General features: G+C 52.6%; 24 protein-coding genes and 1 tRNA gene. 15 read left to right on the top strand and 10 right to left on the bottom strand.

What is annotated here, in order from left to right:
• Positions 1-116 precede the first annotated feature (116 nt).
• The 3 genes from KSO86_RS05615 to KSO86_RS05605 are packed head-to-tail and all read left to right on the top strand — an operon-like array spanning position 117 to position 2,856.
• The gene (locus KSO86_RS05615; RefSeq protein WP_216378657.1) at positions 117-1,034 is read left to right on the top strand and encodes an ABC transporter substrate-binding protein; all 918 of its coding nucleotides are present in this window, start codon (positions 117-119) and stop codon (positions 1,032-1,034) included.
• Between the two features lie 22 nt (positions 1,035-1,056).
• Complete coding sequence (locus tag KSO86_RS05610) at positions 1,057-2,031, top strand: amino acid ABC transporter permease (RefSeq protein ID WP_216378655.1); 975 nt, start codon at positions 1,057-1,059, stop codon at positions 2,029-2,031.
• A 57-nt stretch (positions 2,032-2,088) separates the two neighbouring features.
• Entirely contained in the window at positions 2,089-2,856 is a 768-nt protein-coding gene (locus tag KSO86_RS05605; RefSeq protein WP_216378654.1) for an amino acid ABC transporter ATP-binding protein, read from the top strand.
• 10 nt (positions 2,857-2,866) lie between these two features.
• Here KSO86_RS05605 and KSO86_RS05600 read toward each other — a convergent pair whose 3' ends face one another.
• Positions 2,867-3,553 carry a hypothetical protein gene (locus tag KSO86_RS05600; protein ID WP_216378652.1) on the bottom strand — a complete coding sequence of 229 codons (687 nt, stop codon included), beginning with the start codon at positions 3,551-3,553 and terminating at the stop codon, positions 2,867-2,869.
• A gap of 60 nt (positions 3,554-3,613) precedes the next feature.
• Positions 3,614-4,558: a GNAT family N-acetyltransferase gene (locus tag KSO86_RS05595; protein ID WP_216378650.1), complete on the bottom strand. Its 945-nt coding sequence runs from the start codon at positions 4,556-4,558 to the stop codon at positions 3,614-3,616.
• Positions 4,559-4,758: 200 nt separating this feature from the next.
• On the opposite strand from KSO86_RS05595, the gene KSO86_RS05590 reads away from it, so the two are divergent.
• Positions 4,759-5,211 (top strand): SprT-like domain-containing protein, encoded by a 453-nt coding sequence (locus KSO86_RS05590; protein WP_216378649.1) that lies wholly within the window; start codon positions 4,759-4,761, stop codon positions 5,209-5,211.
• Between the two features lie 10 nt (positions 5,212-5,221).
• Here the strand turns inward: KSO86_RS05590 and KSO86_RS05585 are convergent, their stop codons facing one another.
• On the bottom strand, positions 5,222-5,791 hold the full coding sequence (locus KSO86_RS05585; RefSeq protein WP_216378647.1) for a low molecular weight protein-tyrosine-phosphatase: 570 nt from the start codon (positions 5,789-5,791) through the stop codon (positions 5,222-5,224).
• A 124-nt stretch (positions 5,792-5,915) separates the two neighbouring features.
• Positions 5,916-6,890, bottom strand: a complete 975-nt coding sequence (gene nrdF, locus KSO86_RS05580) for a class 1b ribonucleoside-diphosphate reductase subunit beta (protein ID WP_091279126.1) — start codon at positions 6,888-6,890, stop codon at positions 5,916-5,918.
• An 88-nt stretch (positions 6,891-6,978) separates the two neighbouring features.
• Between nrdF and KSO86_RS05575 the strand changes: the two genes are divergently transcribed.
• Complete coding sequence (locus KSO86_RS05575) at positions 6,979-8,139, top strand: DUF418 domain-containing protein (protein WP_216378645.1); 1,161 nt, start codon at positions 6,979-6,981, stop codon at positions 8,137-8,139.
• Positions 8,140-8,165: 26 nt separating this feature from the next.
• Here the strand turns inward: KSO86_RS05575 and nrdE are convergent, their stop codons facing one another.
• From nrdE to nrdH, 3 genes are read right to left on the bottom strand one after another with little or no spacing between them, the layout of a single operon-like run.
• Positions 8,166-10,301, bottom strand: coding sequence for a class 1b ribonucleoside-diphosphate reductase subunit alpha (gene nrdE, locus KSO86_RS05570; protein WP_216378643.1), 2,136 nt, complete (start codon positions 10,299-10,301; stop codon positions 8,166-8,168).
• The gene (gene nrdI / locus KSO86_RS05565; protein WP_091279135.1) at positions 10,283-10,684 is read right to left on the bottom strand and encodes a class Ib ribonucleoside-diphosphate reductase assembly flavoprotein NrdI; all 402 of its coding nucleotides are present in this window, start codon (positions 10,682-10,684) and stop codon (positions 10,283-10,285) included. The genes nrdE and nrdI overlap by 19 nt, the downstream gene beginning before the upstream one ends.
• Positions 10,685-10,704: 20 nt before the next feature.
• A complete protein-coding gene (nrdH, locus tag KSO86_RS05560; RefSeq protein ID WP_091279137.1) occupies positions 10,705-10,956 on the bottom strand; it encodes a glutaredoxin-like protein NrdH in 252 nt (83 codons plus the stop codon).
• Between the two features lie 162 nt (positions 10,957-11,118).
• On the opposite strand from nrdH, the gene KSO86_RS05555 reads away from it, so the two are divergent.
• The 3 genes from KSO86_RS05555 to mtnN are packed head-to-tail and all read left to right on the top strand — an operon-like array spanning position 11,119 to position 13,101.
• On the top strand, positions 11,119-11,283 hold the full coding sequence (locus KSO86_RS05555; RefSeq protein ID WP_216431899.1) for a hypothetical protein: 165 nt from the start codon (positions 11,119-11,121) through the stop codon (positions 11,281-11,283).
• A gap of 19 nt (positions 11,284-11,302) precedes the next feature.
• Entirely contained in the window at positions 11,303-11,764 is a 462-nt protein-coding gene (locus tag KSO86_RS05550) for an S-ribosylhomocysteine lyase (protein WP_216378641.1), read from the top strand.
• Positions 11,761-13,101, top strand: a complete 1,341-nt coding sequence (mtnN, locus tag KSO86_RS05545; RefSeq protein WP_216431897.1) for a 5'-methylthioadenosine/S-adenosylhomocysteine nucleosidase — start codon at positions 11,761-11,763, stop codon at positions 13,099-13,101. Before KSO86_RS05550 ends, mtnN begins: the two co-directional genes overlap by 4 nt.
• A 127-nt stretch (positions 13,102-13,228) precedes the next feature.
• On the opposite strand, the gene KSO86_RS05540 is transcribed toward mtnN, so the two are convergent.
• Positions 13,229-15,340 carry a S9 family peptidase gene (locus KSO86_RS05540; protein WP_216378637.1) on the bottom strand — a complete coding sequence of 704 codons (2,112 nt, stop codon included), beginning with the start codon at positions 15,338-15,340 and terminating at the stop codon, positions 13,229-13,231.
• A gap of 51 nt (positions 15,341-15,391) precedes the next feature.
• Positions 15,392-15,964: a ribonuclease H family protein gene (locus KSO86_RS05535; protein WP_216378635.1), complete on the bottom strand. Its 573-nt coding sequence runs from the start codon at positions 15,962-15,964 to the stop codon at positions 15,392-15,394.
• Between the two features lie 70 nt (positions 15,965-16,034).
• Between KSO86_RS05535 and KSO86_RS05530 the strand changes: the two genes are divergently transcribed.
• Both KSO86_RS05530 and KSO86_RS05525 read left to right on the top strand, forming a co-directional pair.
• Entirely contained in the window at positions 16,035-16,943 is a 909-nt protein-coding gene (locus tag KSO86_RS05530) for a macro domain-containing protein (protein WP_216378634.1), read from the top strand.
• Between the two features lie 18 nt (positions 16,944-16,961).
• On the top strand, positions 16,962-17,792 hold the full coding sequence (locus KSO86_RS05525; RefSeq protein ID WP_216378632.1) for a trimeric intracellular cation channel family protein: 831 nt from the start codon (positions 16,962-16,964) through the stop codon (positions 17,790-17,792).
• Between the two features lie 57 nt (positions 17,793-17,849).
• Here the strand turns inward: KSO86_RS05525 and KSO86_RS05520 are convergent.
• A tRNA-Leu gene (locus KSO86_RS05520) sits at positions 17,850-17,933 on the bottom strand.
• 205 nt (positions 17,934-18,138) lie between these two features.
• Here KSO86_RS05520 and KSO86_RS05515 point away from each other — a divergent pair.
• Genes KSO86_RS05515 through KSO86_RS05495 form a run of 5 tightly spaced genes read left to right on the top strand, consistent with a single transcriptional unit; the run spans position 18,139 to position 23,444 of the window.
• Positions 18,139-18,837 (top strand): FHA domain-containing protein, encoded by a 699-nt coding sequence (locus KSO86_RS05515; protein WP_216378630.1) that lies wholly within the window; start codon positions 18,139-18,141, stop codon positions 18,835-18,837.
• Positions 18,834-19,289: an FHA domain-containing protein FhaB/FipA gene (locus KSO86_RS05510; RefSeq protein ID WP_216378628.1), complete on the top strand. Its 456-nt coding sequence runs from the start codon at positions 18,834-18,836 to the stop codon at positions 19,287-19,289. Before KSO86_RS05515 ends, KSO86_RS05510 begins: the two co-directional genes overlap by 4 nt.
• Positions 19,289-20,509 (top strand): PP2C family protein-serine/threonine phosphatase, encoded by a 1,221-nt coding sequence (locus KSO86_RS05505; RefSeq protein ID WP_216378627.1) that lies wholly within the window; start codon positions 19,289-19,291, stop codon positions 20,507-20,509. The genes KSO86_RS05510 and KSO86_RS05505 overlap by 1 nt, the downstream gene beginning before the upstream one ends.
• A complete protein-coding gene (locus tag KSO86_RS05500) occupies positions 20,506-22,002 on the top strand; it encodes an FtsW/RodA/SpoVE family cell cycle protein (protein ID WP_216378625.1) in 1,497 nt (498 codons plus the stop codon). Before KSO86_RS05505 ends, KSO86_RS05500 begins: the two co-directional genes overlap by 4 nt.
• Positions 21,999-23,444, top strand: coding sequence for a peptidoglycan D,D-transpeptidase FtsI family protein (locus KSO86_RS05495; RefSeq protein ID WP_216378623.1), 1,446 nt, complete (start codon positions 21,999-22,001; stop codon positions 23,442-23,444). The genes KSO86_RS05500 and KSO86_RS05495 overlap by 4 nt, the downstream gene beginning before the upstream one ends.
• Positions 23,445-23,446 lie beyond the last annotated feature (2 nt).

Here is a 23,446-nt window from a genome sequence, read left to right as displayed (position 1 = left end):
AATCTCCAACTGTGCCCTATCTTACCCACCAAAAATTGTATAACTATACATTCAACCGTATATACTTTCATTATTGGCGTAGTGCCACCCGAAAAATCCATCCGCGAGGAGAAACCATGAAAACCCTGAAATTCACCGCTGCCGCAGCGGCACTTCTGTTCACCCTGGGCGCTTGTGGCTCCGACGCCGGAACGTCATCCACCACCGATGCCACCGACGCCGCAGCTACTTCCGGCGACGTTCGCGCAACCGATGTATCCCACATTGAAAAAGTTGATGACATCGCAGCACTACTGCCAGAATCCGTCACCAAGGATGGAAAACTCACCATCGGCACTAACGCGTTCTACGCTCCGGCAGAATTCTATGCTGAAGACGGCACCACCATGCAAGGCTTCGACGTTGACCTAGCCAACGCACTCGGTAAGGTCCTTGGCCTCGAAGTCACCATGGAAAACGCTGAGTTTGCCGCGGTTATCCCAGGCATCGGGAAAACCTATGAAGCTGGTATTGCTGCAATTTCGGTAAACCCAGAACGCCAAGAAGCCGTTGATTTGACTCAGTACTATGAAGCGGGTTTGCAGTGGGCAGTCCCAGCTGGCAACCCAAAGAAGTTTGATCCGGCAGACGTGTGCGGCAAGGTAGTCGGCGTTCAAACCGGCACCGCACAAGACGAATACTTAACCGAACTAAACACCACCGACTGCAAAGACAAGCCTGTTCAGATCCAACGGCAGTCCGAGCAGCCACGGATCAGCCTCGAACTAGCCCAAGGCCAGCTCGACGCCATGTTTGCGGACACCCCAGTTATTGACTTCGCTATTTTGCAGACCAACAAGCAGATTGAAAAGATCGGCAAACCAATCGACGTCGTCGGCCTCGCAATCGCAACCCCGAAGGGCGACCCAACCACCGAAGCTATCGACAAGGCCCTCCAGCACCTCATCGACACCGGCGACCTCGCCAAGATCTTCGAAACCTGGGGAATCAAGGATGGCGTTGCCACCTCTGTTACCCTCAACCCAGCCAAATAACATTCACTAGCCAGGACGAATCATGCCGTCACAGAACACTCCGGAATTGATCCACGCAGTCCCCGTCCGCCATTGGGGGCGCTGGATTTCAGCAGCGATCGTCGCCGTCATCGCCTACGCGATCCTCAACCAGCTCATCACGAATCCACAATTCCAGTGGAGCGTGGTGTGGGATAACCTCTTCAAGATGCAGATCCTGAAAGGTGTGGCGTGGACGCTGGCGTTGACCGTGGCCGCGATGGCGTTAGGTATTCTCCTGGCAGTGACGATGGCAATTATGCGGCGGTCGGATAATCCGGTGTTGCGGTCGGTAGCAACTGGATACATCTGGTTCTTCCGTGGCACCCCGATCTACACCCAGCTGATTTTCTGGGGACTGATCGGAACACTGTTCCCAACGATCACGGTCGGCATTCCGCACGTGATAGATTTCTTCACCTTCGCACCGAATTCCATTTTTGCAGAACGGCAATACACGATGTTCTTGTTCGCCGTGCTTGGGCTTGGCATCAACGAAGGCGCGTACTTGGCGGAGATCGTCCGGTCGGGTTTGAACTCGGTGGATCCAGGCCAAGAGGAAGCCGCGAAGGCGTTGGGCATGAGCAGTGGCATGATTATGCGGCGGATTATTTTGCCGCAGGCGATGCGTGTGATTGTTCCACCAACAGGCAATGAGACGATTTCGATGCTGAAGACGACGTCGTTGGTGACGGCGGTGCCACTGTCCCTAGAGCTCACCCATGTAACTAACGCGAGTGGCTTCTCTTCTTTCCAGCCGATTCCGTTCTTGCTGGTGGCAGCGATCTGGTATCTGTCAATCACGTCGGTGTTGATGGTTGGCCAGTATTATGTGGAGAAATTCTACGGGCGCGGTTCGGCTGACGATTCGGCCGCATCGAATGGCCGCGGTGCGAAGAAAACTCGTGCTGGCCGCCAGGCTGCGATCAATGCGTCGCAAACGACTATGGACGATCCGTTCGTGGAGTACACTCCGTGATTGGGGCTGTTTCTCTGTCCTTTTCTATAAGCCAACTGTTATTTCAGGATTATTACAATGAGTCAACTCCCCAAAGTCAGCGTTAGTGACGTTCATAAGTTCTTCGGAGATCTGCATGTTCTCAAAGGCGTTTCGTTTACTGTCCAGCCGGGCACGGTCACCTCGATTCTGGGCCCGTCTGGGTCTGGTAAGTCGACGATGCTACGGTGCATTAATCTGCTGGAGACTATTCAGGCCGGATCGATTCATGTTGATGGAACGCTGATGGGTTTCCGGGAAAAAGACGGCAAGCTGTATGAGCTGACGGCGAAAGAGGCGGCCGCGCAGCGTGCCAAGATCGGCATGGTGTTCCAACGCTTTAATCTGTTCCCGCATAAGACAGCGTTGGAGAACGTGATGGAAGCGCCGGTTCATGTTCTTGGCAAATCTGTTGAGCAGGCGCGGGAGCAGGCGAAGAAGCTACTTGACCGGGTTGGGTTGGCAGACCGCATGGATCATTATCCGGCGGAGCTCTCTGGTGGTCAGCAGCAGCGTGTGGCGATTGCGCGCGCGTTGGCGATGGAGCCAGAGTTGATGTTGTTCGATGAGCCGACGTCGGCACTGGATCCGGAGTTGGTGGGCGAAGTTCTTTCCGTTATGCAGGATTTGGCAGCTGAAGGCATGACGATGGTTGTGGTCACGCACGAAATGGGGTTCGCCCGCGAAGTATCTGACCAGGTGATCGTCATGGACGACGGCAAGATTATCGAATCCGGTTCCCCAGACGATGTTTTCGAGCGTCCTCAAAGTGCGCGCGCAAAGGAGTTCTTCACCCGCGTGGTGTAATTACTCGTGACTACCCGCGCAACGAGCCGACGAACACCATCGCTAGGAACGCGGCAGTGCCGGCACTGGCCCACCATTGGATGGCGGCTGTGCGCGGGGTACGTTCTAGTGGGCCGCGCCGGATAGGCAGAATTTCAGCCTTGTTAGCGAGTATTCGCGGGCGCTTGGCAAGTTTATCCATAAGTTCTTGCTGCTCAGCCGTAGCTTCGCCTTCCACTAGGCGGCCGATTCCAGGTTCTGGTTGGAATAGTGGCAATAGCGTTCCAACGGGTGGTTCAACGACGTCCCGCCCCGACTGCGCCTGAATCGTCACCATCGATCGGAATGATGGCCCACCATCAACGGGCATCGCCACTACCGGAACAAGGATTCCACGCCGGCCGCCGGTACGGACTTCACGCCCCAGGGTTGATTCGGTTGTTCCCAGGACACGCGCAACTACCGCAGTTGGCTCAATACGTGACGTCTGCCAAATTCGCCAACAAATGTAGACTATGACGCCAAGTATCGCAGTTGGAATAAGCACGTAGACCATCCGCGCTAAGGGAACTTCGTCAATAAACAACAGCATTCCAACTACTGCACCAAACAAAAATCCCATCATAATAGCTGCACTAATACGACGAGCAATATCGATAGGCCGGTTTGCCGGCACGGCGGCACGACTCATTCGCAAAATCAGATCAGTTCCAGACATAGTGTTTATTATATCCTCCCACTCCGACATCCTTTGCTGCGCACTTCAACGCTCGCTTATTCATTGCGCTAGAAGCTGCCCAACAGTTAGCGGCGGATACATCGTCAGCCACAATGGTTCGAGAACGAACCCCAATGCTTTATTCATTCGTAGCGAAGCTTGATTAATGCTCGCCCCACCAGTCCCCCACTGACGTACACCACTGGCATATGTTTCAAGAACCGAAGCGGATTTCATTGCTTTTGCCACGCCTCGCCGTCGATAATCTGGGTGAACACTTGTTCGGTCTACTTCCCAGCGTCCCCCAGCATCAAACACAATACTGAAACCAACCAGCTGGTCACCCTTAAACGCACCCCATGCCCGGGCATTGTGATCAGCAATGTTAACGTCAAAATTGTCTGGCAACGGCTCGTGATGAGACGCCGGAGTGGATGGAAAATCCGGAGCAACTAATCGGTCAAGCGTATAGAGCTCAGTGAGATCATCACCAGTCAGTTCGCGGATCTGAAATCCAGCCCGGACAGTATCATCAACATATCGATGATAAGACGATAAATCAGCGTCGTCGTCGAGAAAAAGGCGCGCACCCCACGACGTCGAACCAACCGTCCAACCTGCTTGATTGAGCTGATGAACCTCTGGCGAATCTTCGCGCAAAATCCGCGGATCACCCGCGAAATCTGCCGCCGGTTTCAGAAAGCCTACCGGAAGTTCACCCCCATAAATGTGTGGGAATTTTTCGGATTGTGGATTGTCGGGATCCCCTGGCTCGTAACGAATCTCGTAACCAGCCTGATGCAGTTCACTATCATCAATGTCGATGACGAACGCGTCCGCACGGTCCGAATACAAACGTTCTGCGACGGCAATGACTTGCTTGAGCGAACCGCTGGCATGCACATAGCCCACAGACTTAATGTCACATCCGCGTGTTGATTGCGTATAGGTTCCATTTTCTACGGCGAGCTTCCAGTCTTCAGGCAAAATAATATGAAAAACCATACCGACACTCTAGCATTCGGCTCGACACTACCTCCCCATACCGTTCTGCGAGTCAATAGGACTTTTGCCGTGAGCCGGTCGAGGTTCATTCGCACAAAATCTCGCTCAACGAGACGGTAGTCCCCTATAGTGTGCTACCGTGCTGGATCTCGAGATTTTGAACGTGCACAGTCTGCCAGCAACATCGATACCATAGGATGGTGGATATCGAAAAAGCGCGCGCACTTGCACAAGATTTACTGGCGGCTCACGGCCTGACCGACTGGTCTTTTGCCTTTGATCGTGCCAAGCGCAGGGCAGGAGCCGCCCACTTCGCAGACAAAAAGATTACATTGTCCCGCGCAATCGCCGAAGCGGCCGATGAGCAGGTTGTCCGCGATACTATATTGCACGAAATCGCGCACGCCTTGGTCGGACCAGAGCATCACCACGATCGGCACTGGCGTGAGGTATGCATCCGCATCGGCGGGTCGGGACATGCACAGCTCAGCAATGCACCCCATATTCCTGGAGCATGGATTGGAACCTGCCCAGCTGGGCACACAATCGAACGCTTCCGCCGGCCAACCCGGCTCATGAGTTGCGCCCGGTGTAAACCAAGTTTTTCACCCGAGTACCAATTTGTATGGCACCGCCGAAACAATGAGGCTTAGCCAGCTAGACTCAGCCCTTCACCCACGTCACAATCCCGCGAGCGCCCGCTTCGATCATTGCCAGCGTGTCATAAAACCCTGACGCATCCCCGAACCACGGATCGAGCACATCCAAATCGCCGCTAGACGTATAAAAATCCGAACCTCGTCCAGCTTTAACTTTTTCTTGGCCTTCAAGCGGACCGCCTGGACCAAAAGCCCCCGCGTCAGCCGGCGGAACAGTTCCGTCAAATTCGCGCCATAGGTGAATCCGGGAGATATGCTCCTCTCCTAGCCCAGCAGCAAGCATCATCCGGCGCAATGCCCGGGCGTGCCCCGTCGTCATCGCCAAAACTAGATCTGCCTGCGAAAGTTCGGCTGCGGTGGCTTGGTGAGCATAATGCTTGCGCGGGACCTCATAGCCGAATTCTCGCAACACAGCCTGCGCCCGCCGATCAATCGGATTCCCAGTTTCCTCAGTAGACACCCCGGCGGACGTTACTTCCCCGGCAACCCCAGCCTGTTCCGCATAGTGGCGCAACACAATCTCACCCATCGGTGAACGGCAAATATTACCGGTACACACAACCAAAATCTTCATATCATTCCTTCTTATACGGCCAGCAACCATCTTTTACCTACACAAAATCTCGGGATACCGAACAACAGTGCCCTATAGCGCACTACCGTACCGGATCCCGAGATTTTGTACGGACGGACAGCGATTAGAAGTCCCAGTCCTCGTCCTCAGTAGCTTCGGCAGTACCGATCACATAGGATGATCCTGATCCGCTAAAGAAGTCATGGTTTTCATCCGCATTCGGCGAAAGAGCGGCCAAAATTGCCGGATTAACCGCGGTCTGGTCTGCTGGGAAAAGGGCCTCATAGCCCAGGTTCATCAGCGCCTTATTAGCGTTGTAGCGCAGGAACATTTTAACATCGTCGGTTAGCCCCATTTCGTCGTACAACGATTCGGTGTAGCCTTCTTCGTTTTCATACAGGTCTTCAAGTATTGAATACGTGTAGTCTTTCAGCTCTGCCTGACGTTCCGGGGATGACTTCTTCACTGCCTGCTGGTACTTGTAGCCAATATAGTATCCATGTACGGCCTCGTCACGAATGATGAGCCGGATGAGATCTGCCGTGTTCGTCAGCTTGGCGTGCGCACTCCAATACATCGGCGCATAGAACCCGGAATAGAACAGGAAGGATTCGAGCATGGTCGAAGCGACTTTGCGTTTTTCCGGATCGTCCCCACGGTAGTATGACAGAACGATATGTGCTTTCTTCTGCAGGTATTCGTTTTCTTCCGACCACCGGAACGTTTCTTCGATTTCCTGCGAGGAATTGAGGGTGGAGAAGATCGATGAGTAGGATTTGGCGTGGACTGATTCCATGAACGCGATATTGGTGTAGACCGCTTCTTCGTGCGGGGTTATCGCGTCTGGAATGAGCGAGATAGCTCCTACTGTTCCTTGGACGGTGTCAAGCAGGGTGAGCCCGGTGAAAACGCGCGTGGTCATGAGCTGTTCATGTGGCTTGAGCGTGTTCCAGGACTGGATGTCGTTTGAGAGTGGGATTTTCTCTGGTAGCCAGAAGTTTCCAGTGAGACGGTCCCAGACTTCTTGGTCTTTTTCGTCTTCGATTTTGTTCCAGTTGATGGCCTGGACGGAATCGATTAGCTTAATTTTTTCGCTCATGTTGTTCTCCCCCTGTATGTGTTTGTTCCATCATCTCATGGGCAGATGTCACTTCCAATGGCATCGCTCAGCGTTTATTATGTGACGTATGACGACGACGAACACCACCCCTACATTTTCCGCTTCAGCTCGCCAATCCTCCCGAATTGGTGGACTGGATTTAGCTCGTGGCTTAGCGATTTTAGGCATGTTTTGGGCGCACACCACAGCGTATGAACCCTATGGTTTTTTCGATGGTTGGCTAGCCCAAATACCTGATGGCCGGTCTGCGGTGTTGTTTGCGCTATTGGCTGGGGTGTCGGTGGCGTTAATGACGGGCCGGCAAGAGCCTTATATCGGCGAGCAGATGAAGGCGGCGCGGTTGCGGATTGTGGGCCGAGCGTTGCTTCTGTTTTTCCTCGGAAGCTTGTTGAGTTCTTTGAATACCCCGGTGGTGGTGATTCTTGGCTTTTACGGTTTTTGGTTGATGCTGGCGTTGCCACTCACATCGCTGCCCGTCCGCACGCTGGTGTGGGCTGCCGGGATTGCAGCAGTCGCGGGACCGCTCCTGTTGATTGTGGTTAAGTCAGCAATGGCAGCGAGTGGATTGTTTGTTGGTGCGGACCCTAACTCGGCATTTTTTGCCGTCATGATTTCCGGAACCTATCCGGGCTTGCAGTACGGCGTGTTTGTGATTGCTGGGCTGGCGATTGGCCGCAGCGACCTCCTCAATCGGGTACGACAGTTACGGCTCTTGGCAGGTGGATTAGTGTTGGCAATCGGCGGGTACGGGTTGTCCTATCTAGCTACTGGTGGCGAAAATACTATCCCACAGCATATGCCGTGGGACCCGATTAACTCACTCTTGGCGCGCGAAGGTGGTGAGCGTTCCTTGTCGGGGTCTATCGGCTGGGTGTTCCCGTCGGTTGGTGAATTTTTCTCTGCTGAACCGCATAGTGGAATGTTGCTGGAAACGATTGGTTCGGGTGGCTTTGCGATCGCAGTCTTAGGCGCCTGCTTGTTGATTGGTTCGACCGCGCGCCACGTGTTGTATCCGTTGGCGGCGATGGGGTCGATGCCACTGACGAGTTACTGCGCCCACGTTGTGGTGATCTATGTTGTCCCGGACGCTGAAGAAGCATTGACGTTGTTGCCGTTTATTACTATTGCGGCGACGACGATGTTGGTTGCGTCGCTATGGAAACTCAAGTTTTCCCGTGGCCCGTTGGAGTGGCTGGCATGGCGCAGCGGGCTGCTGTTTACGATGTAAACGTGCAGCCCGCTGGGTAGCTAGATTTAGAGCATACAGGAGACGCAGCCTTCGACTGCAGTTCCTTCCAGTGCAGCTTGCCGAATACGCATGTAGTACAGCGACTTGATGCCTTTTCGCCACGCATATATATAGGACTTGTTCACGTCACGAGTAGTGACCGTGTCTGGATAGAACAGGGTCAGCGACAGCCCTTGATCGACATGCTGGGTTGCTTCTGCATACGTATCGATAATGGCCTTCGGCCCGATTTCGTAGGCGTCTTGGAAGTATTCCAGGTTGTCGTTCGTGAGGTAAGCGGCCGGATAGTACACGCGCCCAAGCTTGCCCTCTTTACGGATTTCGATCTTTGACACGATCGGGTGGATCGACGACGTCGAATGGTTGATATACGAAATCGAACCAGTTGGTGGAACGGCTTGCAGGTTCTGGTTGTACATGCCGTAGCGAACCACGTCATCTCGTAGTTGCTGCCAGTCTGCCTGGGTTGGAATATGCGTGTTAGCGAACAGTTCGCGTACGCGCTGAGTTTTCGGCGCCCACTCCTGCACAATATATTTCGTGAAATAGGAGCCGTCAGCGTAGGCGGAACGGTCAAATCCTTCGAATTGCTGTCCACGCTCACGGGCAATGGTCATCGACGCACGGATCGCATGATATGCCACGGTGTAAAAATACATGTTGGTGAAGTCCAGAGCTTCTTCGGAACCATAGAAGATTCGTTCACGCCCTAAATAACCATGCAGGTTCATCTGGCCGAGCCCGATCGCGTGCGACATATCGTTACCACGTGCAATTGATGGTACCGAGGTGATATCGGTTTGATCAGAAACTGCGGTTAATGCTCGGATTGCTGTTTCGACGCTGCGTCCGAAGTCCGGCGAATCCATTGTCTTGGCAATATTGAGCGATCCTAGGTTGCACGAAATATCCTTGCCGATATGCTCGTAGGACAGGTCTGGATTGTACGTTGACGGTTCAGAGACCTGCAGAATTTCCGAACACAGATTCGACATCGTGATGCGGCCATCGATCGGGTTGGCTCGATTAACCGTGTCTTCGTAAACAATGTACGGGTATCCGGATTCAAACTGGATTTCCGCTAGGGTCTGGAAGAACTGACGGGCGTTGATCTTGGACTTACGGATGCGCTCATCGGCAACCAGTTCATCATACTTTTCCGACACCGAGATTTCGGTGAACGGCACCCCGTAGACCCGTTCGACGTCGTACGGCGAAAACAGATACATATCCGCGTTCTTTTTCGCCAGTTCAAACGTAATATCTGGAATAACAACGCCTAACGAGAGCGTCTTAATACGAATCTTTTCGTCCGCATTCTCGCGCTTGGTATCCAAGAACCGCAAGATATCCGGGTGATGAGCATGTAGATAGACGGCTCCAGCCCCTTGCCGTGCACCCAATTGGTTAGCGTAAGAGAATGCATCTTCAAGCAGTTTCATAACCGGATTAACACCAGAAGACTGGTTTTCAATGCGCTTAATCGGAGCACCCAGCTCGCGGATATTCGACAGATTCAGCGCTACCCCGCCACCACGCTTCGATAGTTGAAGTGCAGAATTAATACCGCGCGAAATTGATTCCATATTGTCTTCAACACGCAACAAGAAACATGATACGAGTTCGCCACGCGCTTTCTTTCCAGCGTTCAAGAATGTTGGGGTAGCTGGTTGGAATCGGCCGGTAAGAATCTCGTCGACAATCTGCTCAGCAAGGGTAGTATCACCGGCAGCAAGCGTCAGCGCAACCATGACTGCCCGATCCTCAAAACGTTCTAGGTAGCGTTTACCGTCGAACGTTTTCAGCGTGTACGACGTGTAATATTTGAACGCACCTAAGAATGTAGCAAATCGAAATTCGTGGGCATACGCGCGTTTGTAAAGACTCTTAACAAACGCCATATCATAAGCGGTAAAGACTTCTGGCTCATAGTAGCCTTCGTCAATCAGATAGGAAATCTTTTCTTCGATTGAATCAAATACGATCGTATTCTTATTGACATGCTGGAGGAAGTACTGACGGGCCGCCTCACGATCTGCATCGAATTGGATCTTGCCTTCCGCGTCATAAAGGTTGAGTTGCGCATTCAGCGCATGAAAATCCATACCTTCAGCCTTGTCCGTCATGACTTGTTCCACCATTGATTTAATCCCTCACGCAATTTTTCTACATCAACTGGGGTACCCAGCATTTCAAACCGATACATGTGCGGCACATGAGTCTTGGCAGAGATAATGTCCCCTGCTAAACCATATGCTTCCCCAAAATTAGTGTTTCCACCGGAAACCACACCACGGATATGTGAGCGGTTCTGCTCATTATTCAAAAACTTAATTACTTGTTTCGGAACTGCGCCTCGATCGTTTCCACCGCCATAAGTCGGCACGATAAGCACGTAATCATCTTCGACGACTAATGGCTCGTCACTGGTTCTGAGCGGAATCCGATCGGCACGAAATCCTAACTTTTCAACAAAACGTTTCGTATTTTCCGTCGTCGATGAAAAGTAGACGATATAAACCACAGGGATCAGCCCCGACGACGTTAGGCGCGCATCGCTGCCGGTGCTGAAACGCCAGCCAACCGCTTAATCAGATCTGGACGGTAGCCCGACCAGTGATCGCCGTCGGCAAATACAACCGGAGCCTGCTGGTAACCCAATGCTTTAACGGTCTCCAGCGCGTCAGAATCCTGAGTCAGGTCAATCTCAGAAAAAGATAGTCCATGTTTGAGCAGAGCTCGCTTGGTTGCAGTGCACTGGACGCAAGCTGGCTTGGAATAGAGAACGATAGCCATGTTTTCTCCTCATGAACATAATTTTCAGTACGTTAGATAACACTACACCTAGTGATTAAAAAATGCTTGACCACTACATGGTGTGGCTAGGGCAACTTATGTCACTCCCGGTAGAACAAAAATACTAGTCGCCTCAGCGTCCCTTTTACACCCCAGACAGCCATGACCAACACCACCAATCAGCCCAATGCCAAGCAAGCCAACGGCGCCACCACAATGCGTAAAGAACCACACCCGCGTACCTTCCGCATTGACTACATCGACGGCTATCATGTCAGAATCGGAAAATCACCACCAATGTGGGACAATACTTTAAGGATCATTTAGATTACGCGGAGGAATACCCATGCCCACAATGAACGTCGAATCGTTCAACCTAGATCACCGTCAGGTTAGTGCACCATACGTGCGCATCGCCGATGTCAAGCATCTGCCGCACGGTGACACACTCACAAAATACGATGTGCGTTTCACCCAACCTAATCAAGCACATTTAGATATGAAAGCTGTTCACTCCATCGAACATTCATTTGCTGAGTATGCCCGTAACCACGCAGACGACGTCGTTGATTTCTCTCCGATGGGTTGCCAAACCGGTTTCTATTTAATCCGTGCTAGCGAGCCAGATGTTTCCGGAACCATCGATCTAATCGAGACTACATTCGAAGATATTTTGGCAGCCACCTCCGTCCCAGCCGCTAATGAGATCCAATGCGGATGGGGAGCAAACCACTCCCTTCCGGCGGCCCAGGCAGCTATTCGGGATATGCTTGCGCATCGAGATACCTGGGAAGAGGTTATTTCGTGAAGCAAATAGATGCACTCGTCATTTCTGCCATGGACGAAGAAATGGCACCATTTCTGAGCCTCATCCAGTCTTGTAACCCTAAGCCACTACCATCCCCGGTTGGAACCGCATATCAGGCTTCAAAAGGGCAGATGCGCATGATTTTGATGGTCACCAAGGTTGGCATGACCGCATGCGCAAGTGCACTCGGTTGGCTGTTGGCGAACTATAAACCAAAGGTCATTGTCTCGATCGGTTCTGCCGGTGGCCTGGCACGTGATTCACGAGTAGGACAAGTTATCGTTGGCCGCGAGTACCTCAACGGTGGCGCTGATGGACGAGCATTCGGCTATACCCGTGGTCAAGTACCTGGCCAGCCCGCATCTTTCTTGGGCGATGCACGCATGGTTTCCGCAATCGAACAGTACACAACTACTGGCGATCACAACACCCCTACTATTCGCATTGGGCAGATGCTGTCATCTGACGCATTTGTGACTGAAGCTAATGTTGCTACAACCCGCGAAGATTTCCCAGAAGCTCTGTCCGCAGACATGGAATCCCACGCGGCTGCTCAAGTTGCCCATGCTTGGGGAATCCCATTTGTGTCCATCCGTGGTATCTCGGATCTATGCGGAGACCCTGACGATCAGGCTGTCTCTTTCCATGCAGAGCTTTCCGATGTTGCCACCGCCGCAGCTAAAGTTGCCTGCTATGCCCTTCAACATAGTGATTACATTTCAATTGAACGGTGTACGACACTACGTTTTTCTCGGCCAACGCTCACGAGCGCTCTCTACATGATGTTAGCTCGGCGGTACGATCTACCGGCTGGCGACCGTTCTGTTCTCGATCCGGTCGCTACAAAATCTGTACAGCGAGACATCGAAGCTTACGGCCCACACATCATCGAACTTCTCACTGACCAGGCCGCTGCCGGAAAAGCTTTCGCACGCGAGAATCCTAATTCGATTCTTACGGCTAAAGATTACGATCGATTACGCGCAGAGTTCATTGCTTCGATCCCGGACGATTTACAAACTGAGACGTTCGCTTGGCCGCCAACGTCTCAGACGATCATTAAACGTTTTGATGGTTACTGGAATGAAGCCCTAAAAGCAATCGGATTAGCTACACGCCCAGGTCGGGTTCGTGGCGGGGTGAAGTATTCTCCCGAGGACTACCAGTCAGCTATGGCCAAGTATGTTGCTTGCGCTCGTAGTAAGGGGCGCAGCCCGTCCTTTGCTGGATACTCAGACTTCGCAAAGAATGGTGCAAAGGGAGAGACATTGCCTTCTGGTGCAGCCATCCGGCAACACTTTGGTTCGTGGAGTAAGGCGCTCAATTCGGTGGCGTAACATTGTTACCCACTTGAGTTTGAGATCCAACAGGTTTGAGAACCAATGATTTTTTGGGGGGGGGGAGAAGCCGGCCGGCTTCTCCCCCCAACTACATCCTGGCTATAGCAAACCGCTACGCCACAGACTAATTCACGCCAATCTGGTCAAAGATGAAAGCTAATTGAGCTGCCCGCTCATTCCACTTCTTGTAACGGCCCGAGCCGCCACCGTGGCCAGCTACCATTTCGGTACGCTGAATGATCGGTCGTTCAATCGGATCGTTCGTGACAGTATCACGCAAGGCCTGGATCCACTTGGTCGGTTCAATATAGCTGACTCGAATATCGTTTACTGAGGTAGAAGCCAAAATCGCCGGATACTCAACTGCCGTAATATTTTCATACGGCGAATACGACTTCATATAGTGGTATACCTCGGCGCTCTCAATCGGGTTTCCCCATTCTTCCCATTCTCCGACCGTCAGCGGCAATTCGGGCTTGAGAATAGTGTTGAGCGCATCAACAAATGGCACGATTGCGTGAACCACACGGAATACGTCCGGAGCCAGGTTAGTGATCGCTCCCATCAACAGACCACCTGCCGAGCCGCCTTCCGCAGCCAATCGTCCAGGTGCAACAAGCTCGTGATCAACTAGCCAGCGAGCACATGAAACAAAGTCAGTGAAAGTATTACGTTTGGTGAGCATCTTGCCGTTGTCATACCATGCCCGACCCATTTCACCGCCGCCGCGAACATGGGCTACCGCATAGACGACACCACGATCTAGCGCCGATAACAAAGTCGGACTAAACCATGGGTCCATGGAGATCTCATACGAGCCATAGCCGTACAAGATTCCCGCATGAGAACCATCTTTAGCGAGATCTGCACGGTGCACAACAGTTAACGGAATTAGCACACCATCCGATGCCGGCACCCATTCTTGATATTGCACATAGTCATCACGCTGATAGTTAGGCACCTCGGTACGTTTCACCGTTACCACTGCACCAGAGTCTAAACTCCACCGCTGGAATGTTTCTGGGGTGAGTACCGATTCGATACTGAATCCTACTTCCCGTGCCTGCCACACGTCATTGCCGTAAAAAGCAATCGATGCGAGATCTTCGGTAGGAATAACAACGCCAGCTTGCCAAGAATCAGCAGTAGCGCCCTCCCAGGAACGAGCAAACGCCCGCAACTGCATCGAGCCAGCATCACGCATATTAACAACCGCGAAATCTTGGAATGCCACGACTTCACTCAATCGCTGCCCCGGTTGCGCCTGATAGATCAGCTCCCACGAATCTGGTGTGCTAGCCCCAACTGGAGCCACCGCCAAATCGAAATCAGCGTTGTCCTTGTTATGGATAATCAACAAGCAATCCCCAGCCGGCTCAACCGTATAATGCAACCCGGTGTGCCGCGGATAGACAAGAAAATTCTTTTCCGGATTTCGGGTAGAGAACAACCGGACATCGGCAGTGAGCTTGGATTCGGACTGAACAATGAGCCACTCGCCGTCACGCGATTGATCTATGCCTGCCCAGAACAGTTCATCGTCCTCCTGGTACAGCAGAACATCATCTTCTGTATTTCCACCCACGGTGTGCATCCACACCTGGTAGGACCGCCACGCTTCATCGTTCTTGGTGTAGAACACCCGAGTGGAATCATGTGACCACACTAAGCCGTATCCCACGCCGACCAGCGATTCGTCCATGGTAGAATCATCTTCGATGCGCGAAATCCGCACACTAAATTCTTCGTTTCCGGCAGTATCTACGCCCAACGCCAACATCTGACCATCAGGCGAAACCGATGCTAGCCCAATACTAAAGAAGTCCTTGCCTTCAGCTAGCACATTGCCGTCATATAAAAGCTGAACCGGAACACTATCAATATCAGGAATATCTGCGGCCCCACTGCCTTCGCCTACAGCCGAACACCGATACGTTGCCGCATAGGATTTTCCTGCAAAAGTTCGCCGCCAATACCAGTAGTCACCATCACGCACTGGAACCGAGACGTCATCTTCCTTGGTGTGACTAGCAAATTCACTCACCAGTGTTTCCCGCAAACCGCTCAAGTGTGCGGTACGCGCATCAGCCCACGCATTTTCCGCCTCAATATGTGCCCGCACCTCCGGCGTTTCACTGCGAACCCACTCATAATTATCCACCACGTCATCACCGTGGAATGAGCGTGTGATCGGTTTCTTCGCCAACCGTGGCGCCTGCGTCATCTTGTTGTCCATGTTCTTAACCCTAACGTCACCCTCCGACACATTTTCGTGTCACGTACAAAATTACCGATACTTATTTGTCTGTTCGACGGCGAGCCGATCTGCCATATCATTGCCCGGATCCCCATTGTGTCCGCGTACCCATTCAACGTCTGCGTGCCCGGTACGCCCCTCATAAAGGTTTACTATTTCTTCGATAAGCTCACGGTTTAAAACCGGCTTGCCGTCAGCTTTTCGCCAGCCACGTTTACGCCAGCCCACGGCCCACTTAGTCATCGAATCAATCACGTATTTTGAATCAACACGCAACAGCAACTTCACATCCGGCCCGGCATAACGTAACGCATGGAGCATCGCGGTCAGCTCCATAATATTATTCGTCGTTTTGTGGGATCCGCCCGACACCGCATATCCGTTAGTTTGGTCCACAAATGCCCAGCCGCCTGGCCCGGGGTTTCCCGAACACGCTCCGTCAGTTGCGATTACCAGATCATAGGACGACGACGGACGCCCTACCGGTTTTCCAAAGCTATGTTCCTCAGCTCCATCCGGGAGTCGAAAAACTGCTGACGATTCAGGAGCGGCTGCGTCGTCGTCGAAATCAGAAAATAGCGAAGGCTGGTGTGAAAAAGTCATAGGGACAGTTTATCTCACATGACCTTCCCGGCGAAGATAGGTATCCTTAGAGTAGCGAGAAAGGTAAATAATGATTCTACTATCGGACTACCGTAAAGAAATTCATCTGGACGAGCCGTTCCCAGAGCCAAAAAATGACACCCGGGCAGACTATGACCTCCTTATGACAGCCCTAGCCGGCATTAACGAAAAGCACTACACTGGAACGTCCTCATTAGCTCACCTTTCTACTGACGAAGGACTCTTCCGCTGGCTACAAGCCGAATTGGCAGTACGTGAGCCTAAGCCACTCGATCCTATTTCGTCGCGCGCAATCAACACCCTGCTGTTCCGCCAAGTTGGCAAACATGGTCGGGTGGAAGCAGAAAATCTACGCCGAGTATCCGATATGCTTCCAGACTGCGATTATGGTCCAGCGCCACGCACTGTTCTCTACCGTGGCGATATGCGCCAACTCGTCGTAGACGCCGTCGTCGATCCCGCTGTGCCAGACCTCAACGGCTGCCCAGTCCCACTGCACGACTGCTTAGACTCAACCTTGCACGAGCAAGCCGGGCCATGGATGCGTAACGACACCAACACGGTACGCGAACTCAATGGCGGTAAAGGCCTAGAACCAGCCGATGCAATCATCACTCGCGGCTACCGCCTTCCCGCAAAATACGTAATTCACACCACCGGCCCCCGGGTCGAAGACGGAAAAGTCACCCAAAAAGACCGTGACGTTCTCTTCAAGGCCTACTGGAACTGCATGGAATTGGCCCGCGCTAAGGGAGACATTCGCTCCATCGCTTTCCCCGGTATCTCAACCGGCAACGGCGGATTCCCACTGGGCGAAGCAACCCAAATCGCATTGGACGCCGTTGAGCGCTGGACCTACCAACATGACCAAGTCCTCGATCTGGTTGTGTTCTCGCTACGGACTGACGCGGATGCTGAAAAAGTTCTCAAAAAGATGGAAACCTGGATTGAGGACTGAGATTAAAAAGGCGGTGTTATGGATCCCGAAAGCCTTTTTCGTCTAGTCGACGTACTCGGTGTTATCGCGAACGCACTGATTGGATCTGCCCTAGCACGAGTTTTGGGCTATGACCTGATTGGATATCTGGTTCTTGGCACCGGAACAGCCCTCGGTGGTGGTATTACTCGTGATGTGATGCTCGGGGTTGGGTTCCCAGTGGCGTTAACGGATCCGTGGTATCTCGGTGGCGCTTTTGCGGCGTCAATTTTGGCTTACCTTTTTCCGTTCGAAGGGCGCTGGTCACAACGGATGCTTTCTTTGGCAGACGTTTTGGCATTGGGCTGCTGGTCAGCAACCGGCGCATCCAAAGGACTGAGCGCCGGTTTAGACTGGATACCGTCGATCTTCCTCGGCGTTGTCACCGCTACGATGGGTGGCGTCTTGCGTGACGTCATGGTGAACAGAACACCAGCAATTTTCGGCGGCAGTCCACTGTATGCAACGTTTTCAGTGATAGCCGCAACCCAAATGGTGTTCTTCCAATACAACGGCATGTATCATGCGGGGATGGGATCGGCAATTGTGTTATGCGCAGTGTTCGGCCTGCTGGCGCGCCGGTTTAATTGGCAGCTACCTCGCACAGCTTACGATCTACGCCAGTATTCCGCGCGTTTACGCCAACTGCGGTTGCGTCCACGTCATATGCGCGACGACGCTACACCGACACATCACAGCGAGGAAAGCGATATCGCAGCCGAAGCGAGCACTAAAGGTGTCGCCCAAGCTGGGCGCGAATATCGGCATAAAATTCGGCATACGAAGCCTGACGACGTCGGCAATGTCCCGCGTCATCTGCGGGAAGAGTGAACGCATTAAAGAACGCAACATGAAAATCCCCGGTATGTTTCATACCGGGGATTATTGTGCTCGAGGGGGGAGTTGAACCCCCACGCCCTTGCGGGCACACGGACCTGAACCGTGCGCGTCTGCCTATTCCGCCACTCGAGCTAGACGTCCGCTAGTTTACAATCTTTTACACGCCAAGCGCAAACCCTCCCCAACGCCACGGCAGTGATTCCAACCACCGAAACCTGCAAGATGGCTCGCATTTACCTGCCATAGTGGATACCTACTAGGGAAAGGACGTAAAGTTGAATTAGTGTGTTGTCTTTGTACAACTAAGTTAATGTAAAAGGAATCGAGGAGCTGGCGTATGGGTGCGTTGGATAAGTTCGAAAAGAGCGTGGAGAACGCCGTTGAGAACGTTTTTTCGCGCGCGTTCAAGTCAGACGTGAAGCCAATTGAACTCTCATCTGCAGTTAAGCGGGCAATGGATGATCGGGCGGCGGAAGTCTCCCGGGATCGCACCGTTTCTCCAAATGAATTTGTCCTGACCTTGTCTTCTCGCGACTTTGAAAAAATTAAAGAATGGGGCGAAGACTCACTGCGCGAAGAGCTAGTGCGAGTCGCCGCACGTTATGCAAGCGAACAAGCATACGTTTTCCTCGGACCAGTCACGATTGAGTTCACCTCCACTGCCACCCAGCCACGTGGAAAAATTGACGTCACCTGCGCAACTCGGCGCGGTCCCGTTGCACCCGCCACGATTGCAGACGCTTCACCACAAAACCCGATTATCGACGTCGACGGCGAACGCTACATCCTCACCGGTGCGATCACGGTTATTGGCCGTGGCTCTGTTGCCGACATCCAACTTGACGACGACGGCGTGTCGCGCAAGCATCTGGAACTGCGAGTTACTCCCAACGGCGTCATTGCCACTGATCTCAACAGCACCAACGGCAGTTTTGTGGAAGGCCACCGGATTACCGCGGCAACGTTAGTCGACGGCAATACGATCACGATCGGTCGAACCCGCATCATGTTTTGGACGTCTCCGGAGCCACTATGAGCGCATTAGTTGTCACTCTATTACGGTTTAGCTTCTTAGCCGCAATCTGGTTGCTCATCATTTTCATGCTCGTGACCATTCGCAACGATATCTTCGGAACGAAAATTCGGGAGCGACGCCACAAAGCACCGACAGCTCGTACACAACGGGCGGAAACGTCGTCGACACCACGGCATCTCGTGGTTGTGCGCGGACCGCTAACGGGAACAGCGATTCCGTTAGGCACATCCGCTATTACAGTGGGACGCTCACCAGACTGCGCACTGGTACTCGATGACGGCTATGCGTCGTCTCGTCATGCTCGTTTCTACGCCGAGGGCGAGGACTGGATCATCGAAGATCTCAACTCCACAAACGGCACCTGGGTTGGAACCCAAAAAATAGTGTCACCCGTTCGGCTAGATATTGGCACACCCGTGGTGATCGGTAAAACAACGATGGAGCTGCGTTAATGATTCGTTTTGAGTATGCGGCAGTGAGCGATGTTGGTTTGGTTCGTAAATCCAACCAAGACGCCGGTTACGCTTCGTCACATCTGTTAGTCTTAGCAGACGGCATGGGCGGTGCTGCCGGTGGCGATGTGGCTTCATCGGTGGTTGTCGGCAACATGGCACATATCGATGATTCTCACCAAGCTGAAGACCTTATCGCACTCTTGAAAGCCCAGCTCAACAAATCACAGCACGAATTACTCGAGCTCGTCAACGAGATACCGCAACTTTCTGGACTGGGCACAACATGTACCGCTATATTGCGCACAGCTAACAAGCTCGGTATGGTCCACGTGGGAGACTCACGCGCCTATCTGCTGCGGGACAATAAGCTAACACAGATCACGCATGACCATACTCTCGTCCAGTACCTGGTAGATCATGGCGAAATAACTCCTGAAGAAGCACTCAACCATCCGAAACGGCATGTCATCATGCGCAACGTTGGGGCCAGTGAAGATCCCGTTAATATTGATGCTTCAATTCGAGAAGCATTACCCGGAGACCGCTGGCTACTCTCCTCCGATGGTTTGTTCGGAGTAGTATCAGACGAAACTATTGAACTTACGTTGCAGTCCTACGCGAACTTGGACGAATGTGGCGAACGACTGATTGATCTAGCGCTTGCAGCCGGAGCACCGGACAACGTAACCATTGTTTTAGCAGATGTGGTAAACGATCCAGGCACTGGCTCCTCTTATGATCGAGGACCAATTATCGTCGGCTCAGCAGCGGTTGATCGCAAGAAACCTACCCGAGCCGGTTCATCAGCAGCCGGACAGCTAGCAGCCCTGACCGCGAGCGCACGCCCTGCCGAAGACAATGACGATGACGACGACGCCAAACCGCCACGGCGCTGGATCGCTCGGCTCGTCGCATTTCTTGTTTCACTCGTCATCGTTGCCGGAGGTTTAACTGGTGGCTACATGTGGACCCAGAGCCGTTATTACGTCTCAGTTGACCACGGAAAAGTAGCAATATTCAAGGGAATCCCACAGAATATTGGACCGATAGAGTTATCAAGCGTCTATGAGCAAACAGGCATTAAGGTCACTAGCTTAACCCCAGTGGCACAGCAACGTTTAGATCTACCGATTACCCGCGGTTCGCTGGCCGAAGCGCATAAGGTTGTCAAAGATCTTGCCGCTCAAAAATCAGTTTCTTCTGGTGGTTCTCGATGAGCGTTGTGAGCACTCAACCAGCAAAATCTGGCCGCTACCAAGAACTTGGTCTGCTTATCCTGGCCTATATCATTGTGATCGGATCTTGGATCTTGGTCCATTACGGGGTTCATGGGGCACATCCAGAAAGCCCATTGCCCGATAACTTTGTATGGATCACTGGTGTTGGAGCAGCATTTCTGCTCGCTAGCCACGTCATCATACGCAAGTTTGCACCCTACGCAGACCCGGTCTTATTTCCTGCCGCAACGGTTCTAACCGGTCTGGGACTGGCAATGATCTACCGGATCGATTTCCAGCTTGTTGCCCGGAATGCACCTCCGGACACCCGCGGACAGCTTCTTTTGGCTGTGGTGGGAGTAGTTTTAATGGTTGCCACAGTGGTTTTGCTCCGCGATCACCGTTGGCTACGCCGTTTCACTTACAGCTCCCTCATAGCAGGTCTAGTATTGCTTCTTTTACCACTAGTACCTGGTTTAGGTGTGGAGGTTTACGGTGCACAGTTATGGATTAACATTGCCGGATTTTCCTATCAGCCAGCTGAAATGTCAAAGATTTTCCTCGCCATGTTTTTTGCCGGCTACCTGGTAACCCAACGTGACAATCTTTCATTAGCTGGCCCGAAATTTTTAGGCATTCATTTTCCGCGGCTACGGCATTCGTTGCCGATCCTCATCGCCTGGCTTACCTGCATGGGGATTCTTGCGTTGGAGCGCGATTTTGGAACTGCTCTGCTCTTCTTCGGCCTGTTTGTCGCGATGCTCTATGTGGCGACCGAACGTACCTCGTGGATTATTATTGGCGGTTTGCTCTCCTCACTCGGCGTCTATGTGATAGTCCAGCTAATGCCCCACATCCAAGCTCGGTTCACAATCTGGCTACATGCACTCGATAACGACGTCTACAACGCCGAATACGGTTCTTATCAGCTTGTCCAAGGCTGGTTCGGGATGGCTTCTGGCGGATTATTCGGTACCGGATTAGGCGAGGGAAGCCCAGCCAATTCATTCGCAGCTAACTCCGACTTCATTATTGCGTCGCTCGGAGAAGAACTCGGGTTAGTCGGCTTACTTGGCATTTTGTCCCTCTATGTTGTGATCGTGACCCGAGCTTTGAAAACTGGAATTGCGTTACGCGACGGATTCGGCAAACTTTTCGCGGCCGGCTTGGGCTTTGCGATTGCGTTGCAGTGCTTCGTGGTTGTCGGCGGAATAACGCGCGTTATCCCGTTGACTGGGTTAGCGATGCCATTCCTGGCTAAGGGCGGCTCAGCGCTCCTGACGAATTTCATTATTATCGGCATCCTCATTCGTATGTCCGATTCAGCTCGTCGGCCGTTCACCCCAGTTTCGACTCCGCTTTCGACGATCACCACCGGTGAGCTTCCAGCCAGTTTGACCGCACTAGCTGACGACGACGAAACGCCGTCGTCAGAAGAAGACTACTTAGCAACAACTGCTGTCCCTCGCATCGAAAGTGAGGATCTGCCGTGAATCTAGCCATTAAGAAACTGACAGCCATCATTATTGTCATGTTCGTAACGCTGATGGCTGCTGTGACATATATTCAGTTCTTTAAAGCGCCTGAACTTAACGCTGATACCCGAAATGTGCGTACTCTCTGGCGCGAATACGGTACCGATCGTGGACCAATCATCGTCGCCGGGGAACCGATCGTCACCTCAGAACCATATCCCGACGAATACAAGTTCTTACGCACCTACCACCAGGGTGAACTGTATGCAGGTATCACCGGATACTTTTCGACGACGTTCAACTCGATGACTGGTCTGGAACGCGGCGAAAATCCAGTGCTCGGCGGTTCTGATTCGGCACTCTTTACTCAACGTATCGAACAGTTAATCACCGGCCGGCAACCGAAGGGTGGAGCAGTCGAACTAACCATTGATCCGCACGCGCAACAAGCCGCTTGGGATGCGTTGGGCGACCGACGAGGCGCCGTCGTCGCTATCGAACCAGCAACTGGAAAAATATTGGCACTGGTGTCTAAGCCATCCTATGATCCAAATGTGCTTGCTAGCCGGGACGCAACCGCAGCTAATGATGCGTGGAACAGCCTCAACAATGATCCGTCACGGCCGCTGATCAATCGTGCGCTGGGTGGGGACCTCTATCCGCCAGGATCAGTTTTCAAAATTGTTACCGCAGCGGCCATGATTGAGCATTCGGATTTGAAGGCAGATTCTCTTATTGATGCTCCGCTGTCTTTCACTCCAGCTGGAACCACGCACGAGATATTCAACCCGTACAAGCAACCGTGTGGTGACGGGTCTGGACAGGTACCACTCGCGGTTGCATTAGCACAGTCATGTAATACCCCTTTTGCAATCGGTGGTACGAAAGTTGGCGCGGAAGACATGGTTTCGATGGCTACCGCTTTTGGCTTCAACCAAGAATTATCTATCCCGCTTCCGGTTACGGCATCGAAATTCCCTTACCCGGAAGATGCAGCCACTCTTGCCATGGATTCGTTCGGCCAACGCGACGTGAATGTCTCACCGTTGACAATGGCGATGGTTGCTTCGGCGGTTGCTAATCGGGGTACGTTGATGAAGCCATATCTGGTTGACAAGACTCTCACTGCTGATCTTGGCATTCTCTCCGAAACCAAACCAACAGAGTTTAGTACACCAATCAAGGAAGAAACCGCTGATACCTTACGCACTGCGATGATCGACGTCGTCAACAAGGGTACCGGTATCCATGCGGCGTTAAGCAATGTTCAGATCGCCGGAAAAACGGGAACAGCAGAGATCGGTTCTGGCGATACGGCACATGCGTGGTTCATCGGCTTCGACGCAGAAGAATCGCCCAAAGTTGCACTTGCTGTGCTCGTCGAAGAAGGCGATAGCGGATGGAAAGTTGCAGCGCCCATTGCTAAGAAAGTATTCGAAGCGGTTATCAATCGTGACTGAAT

The organism is Arcanobacterium phocae (assembly GCF_018913465.1).
GTDB lineage: Bacteria > Actinomycetota > Actinomycetes > Actinomycetales > Actinomycetaceae > Arcanobacterium > Arcanobacterium phocae_A.
Note: the sequence above shows the minus strand (reverse complement) of the source record. Positions and strands in the feature narration are given on the sequence as shown.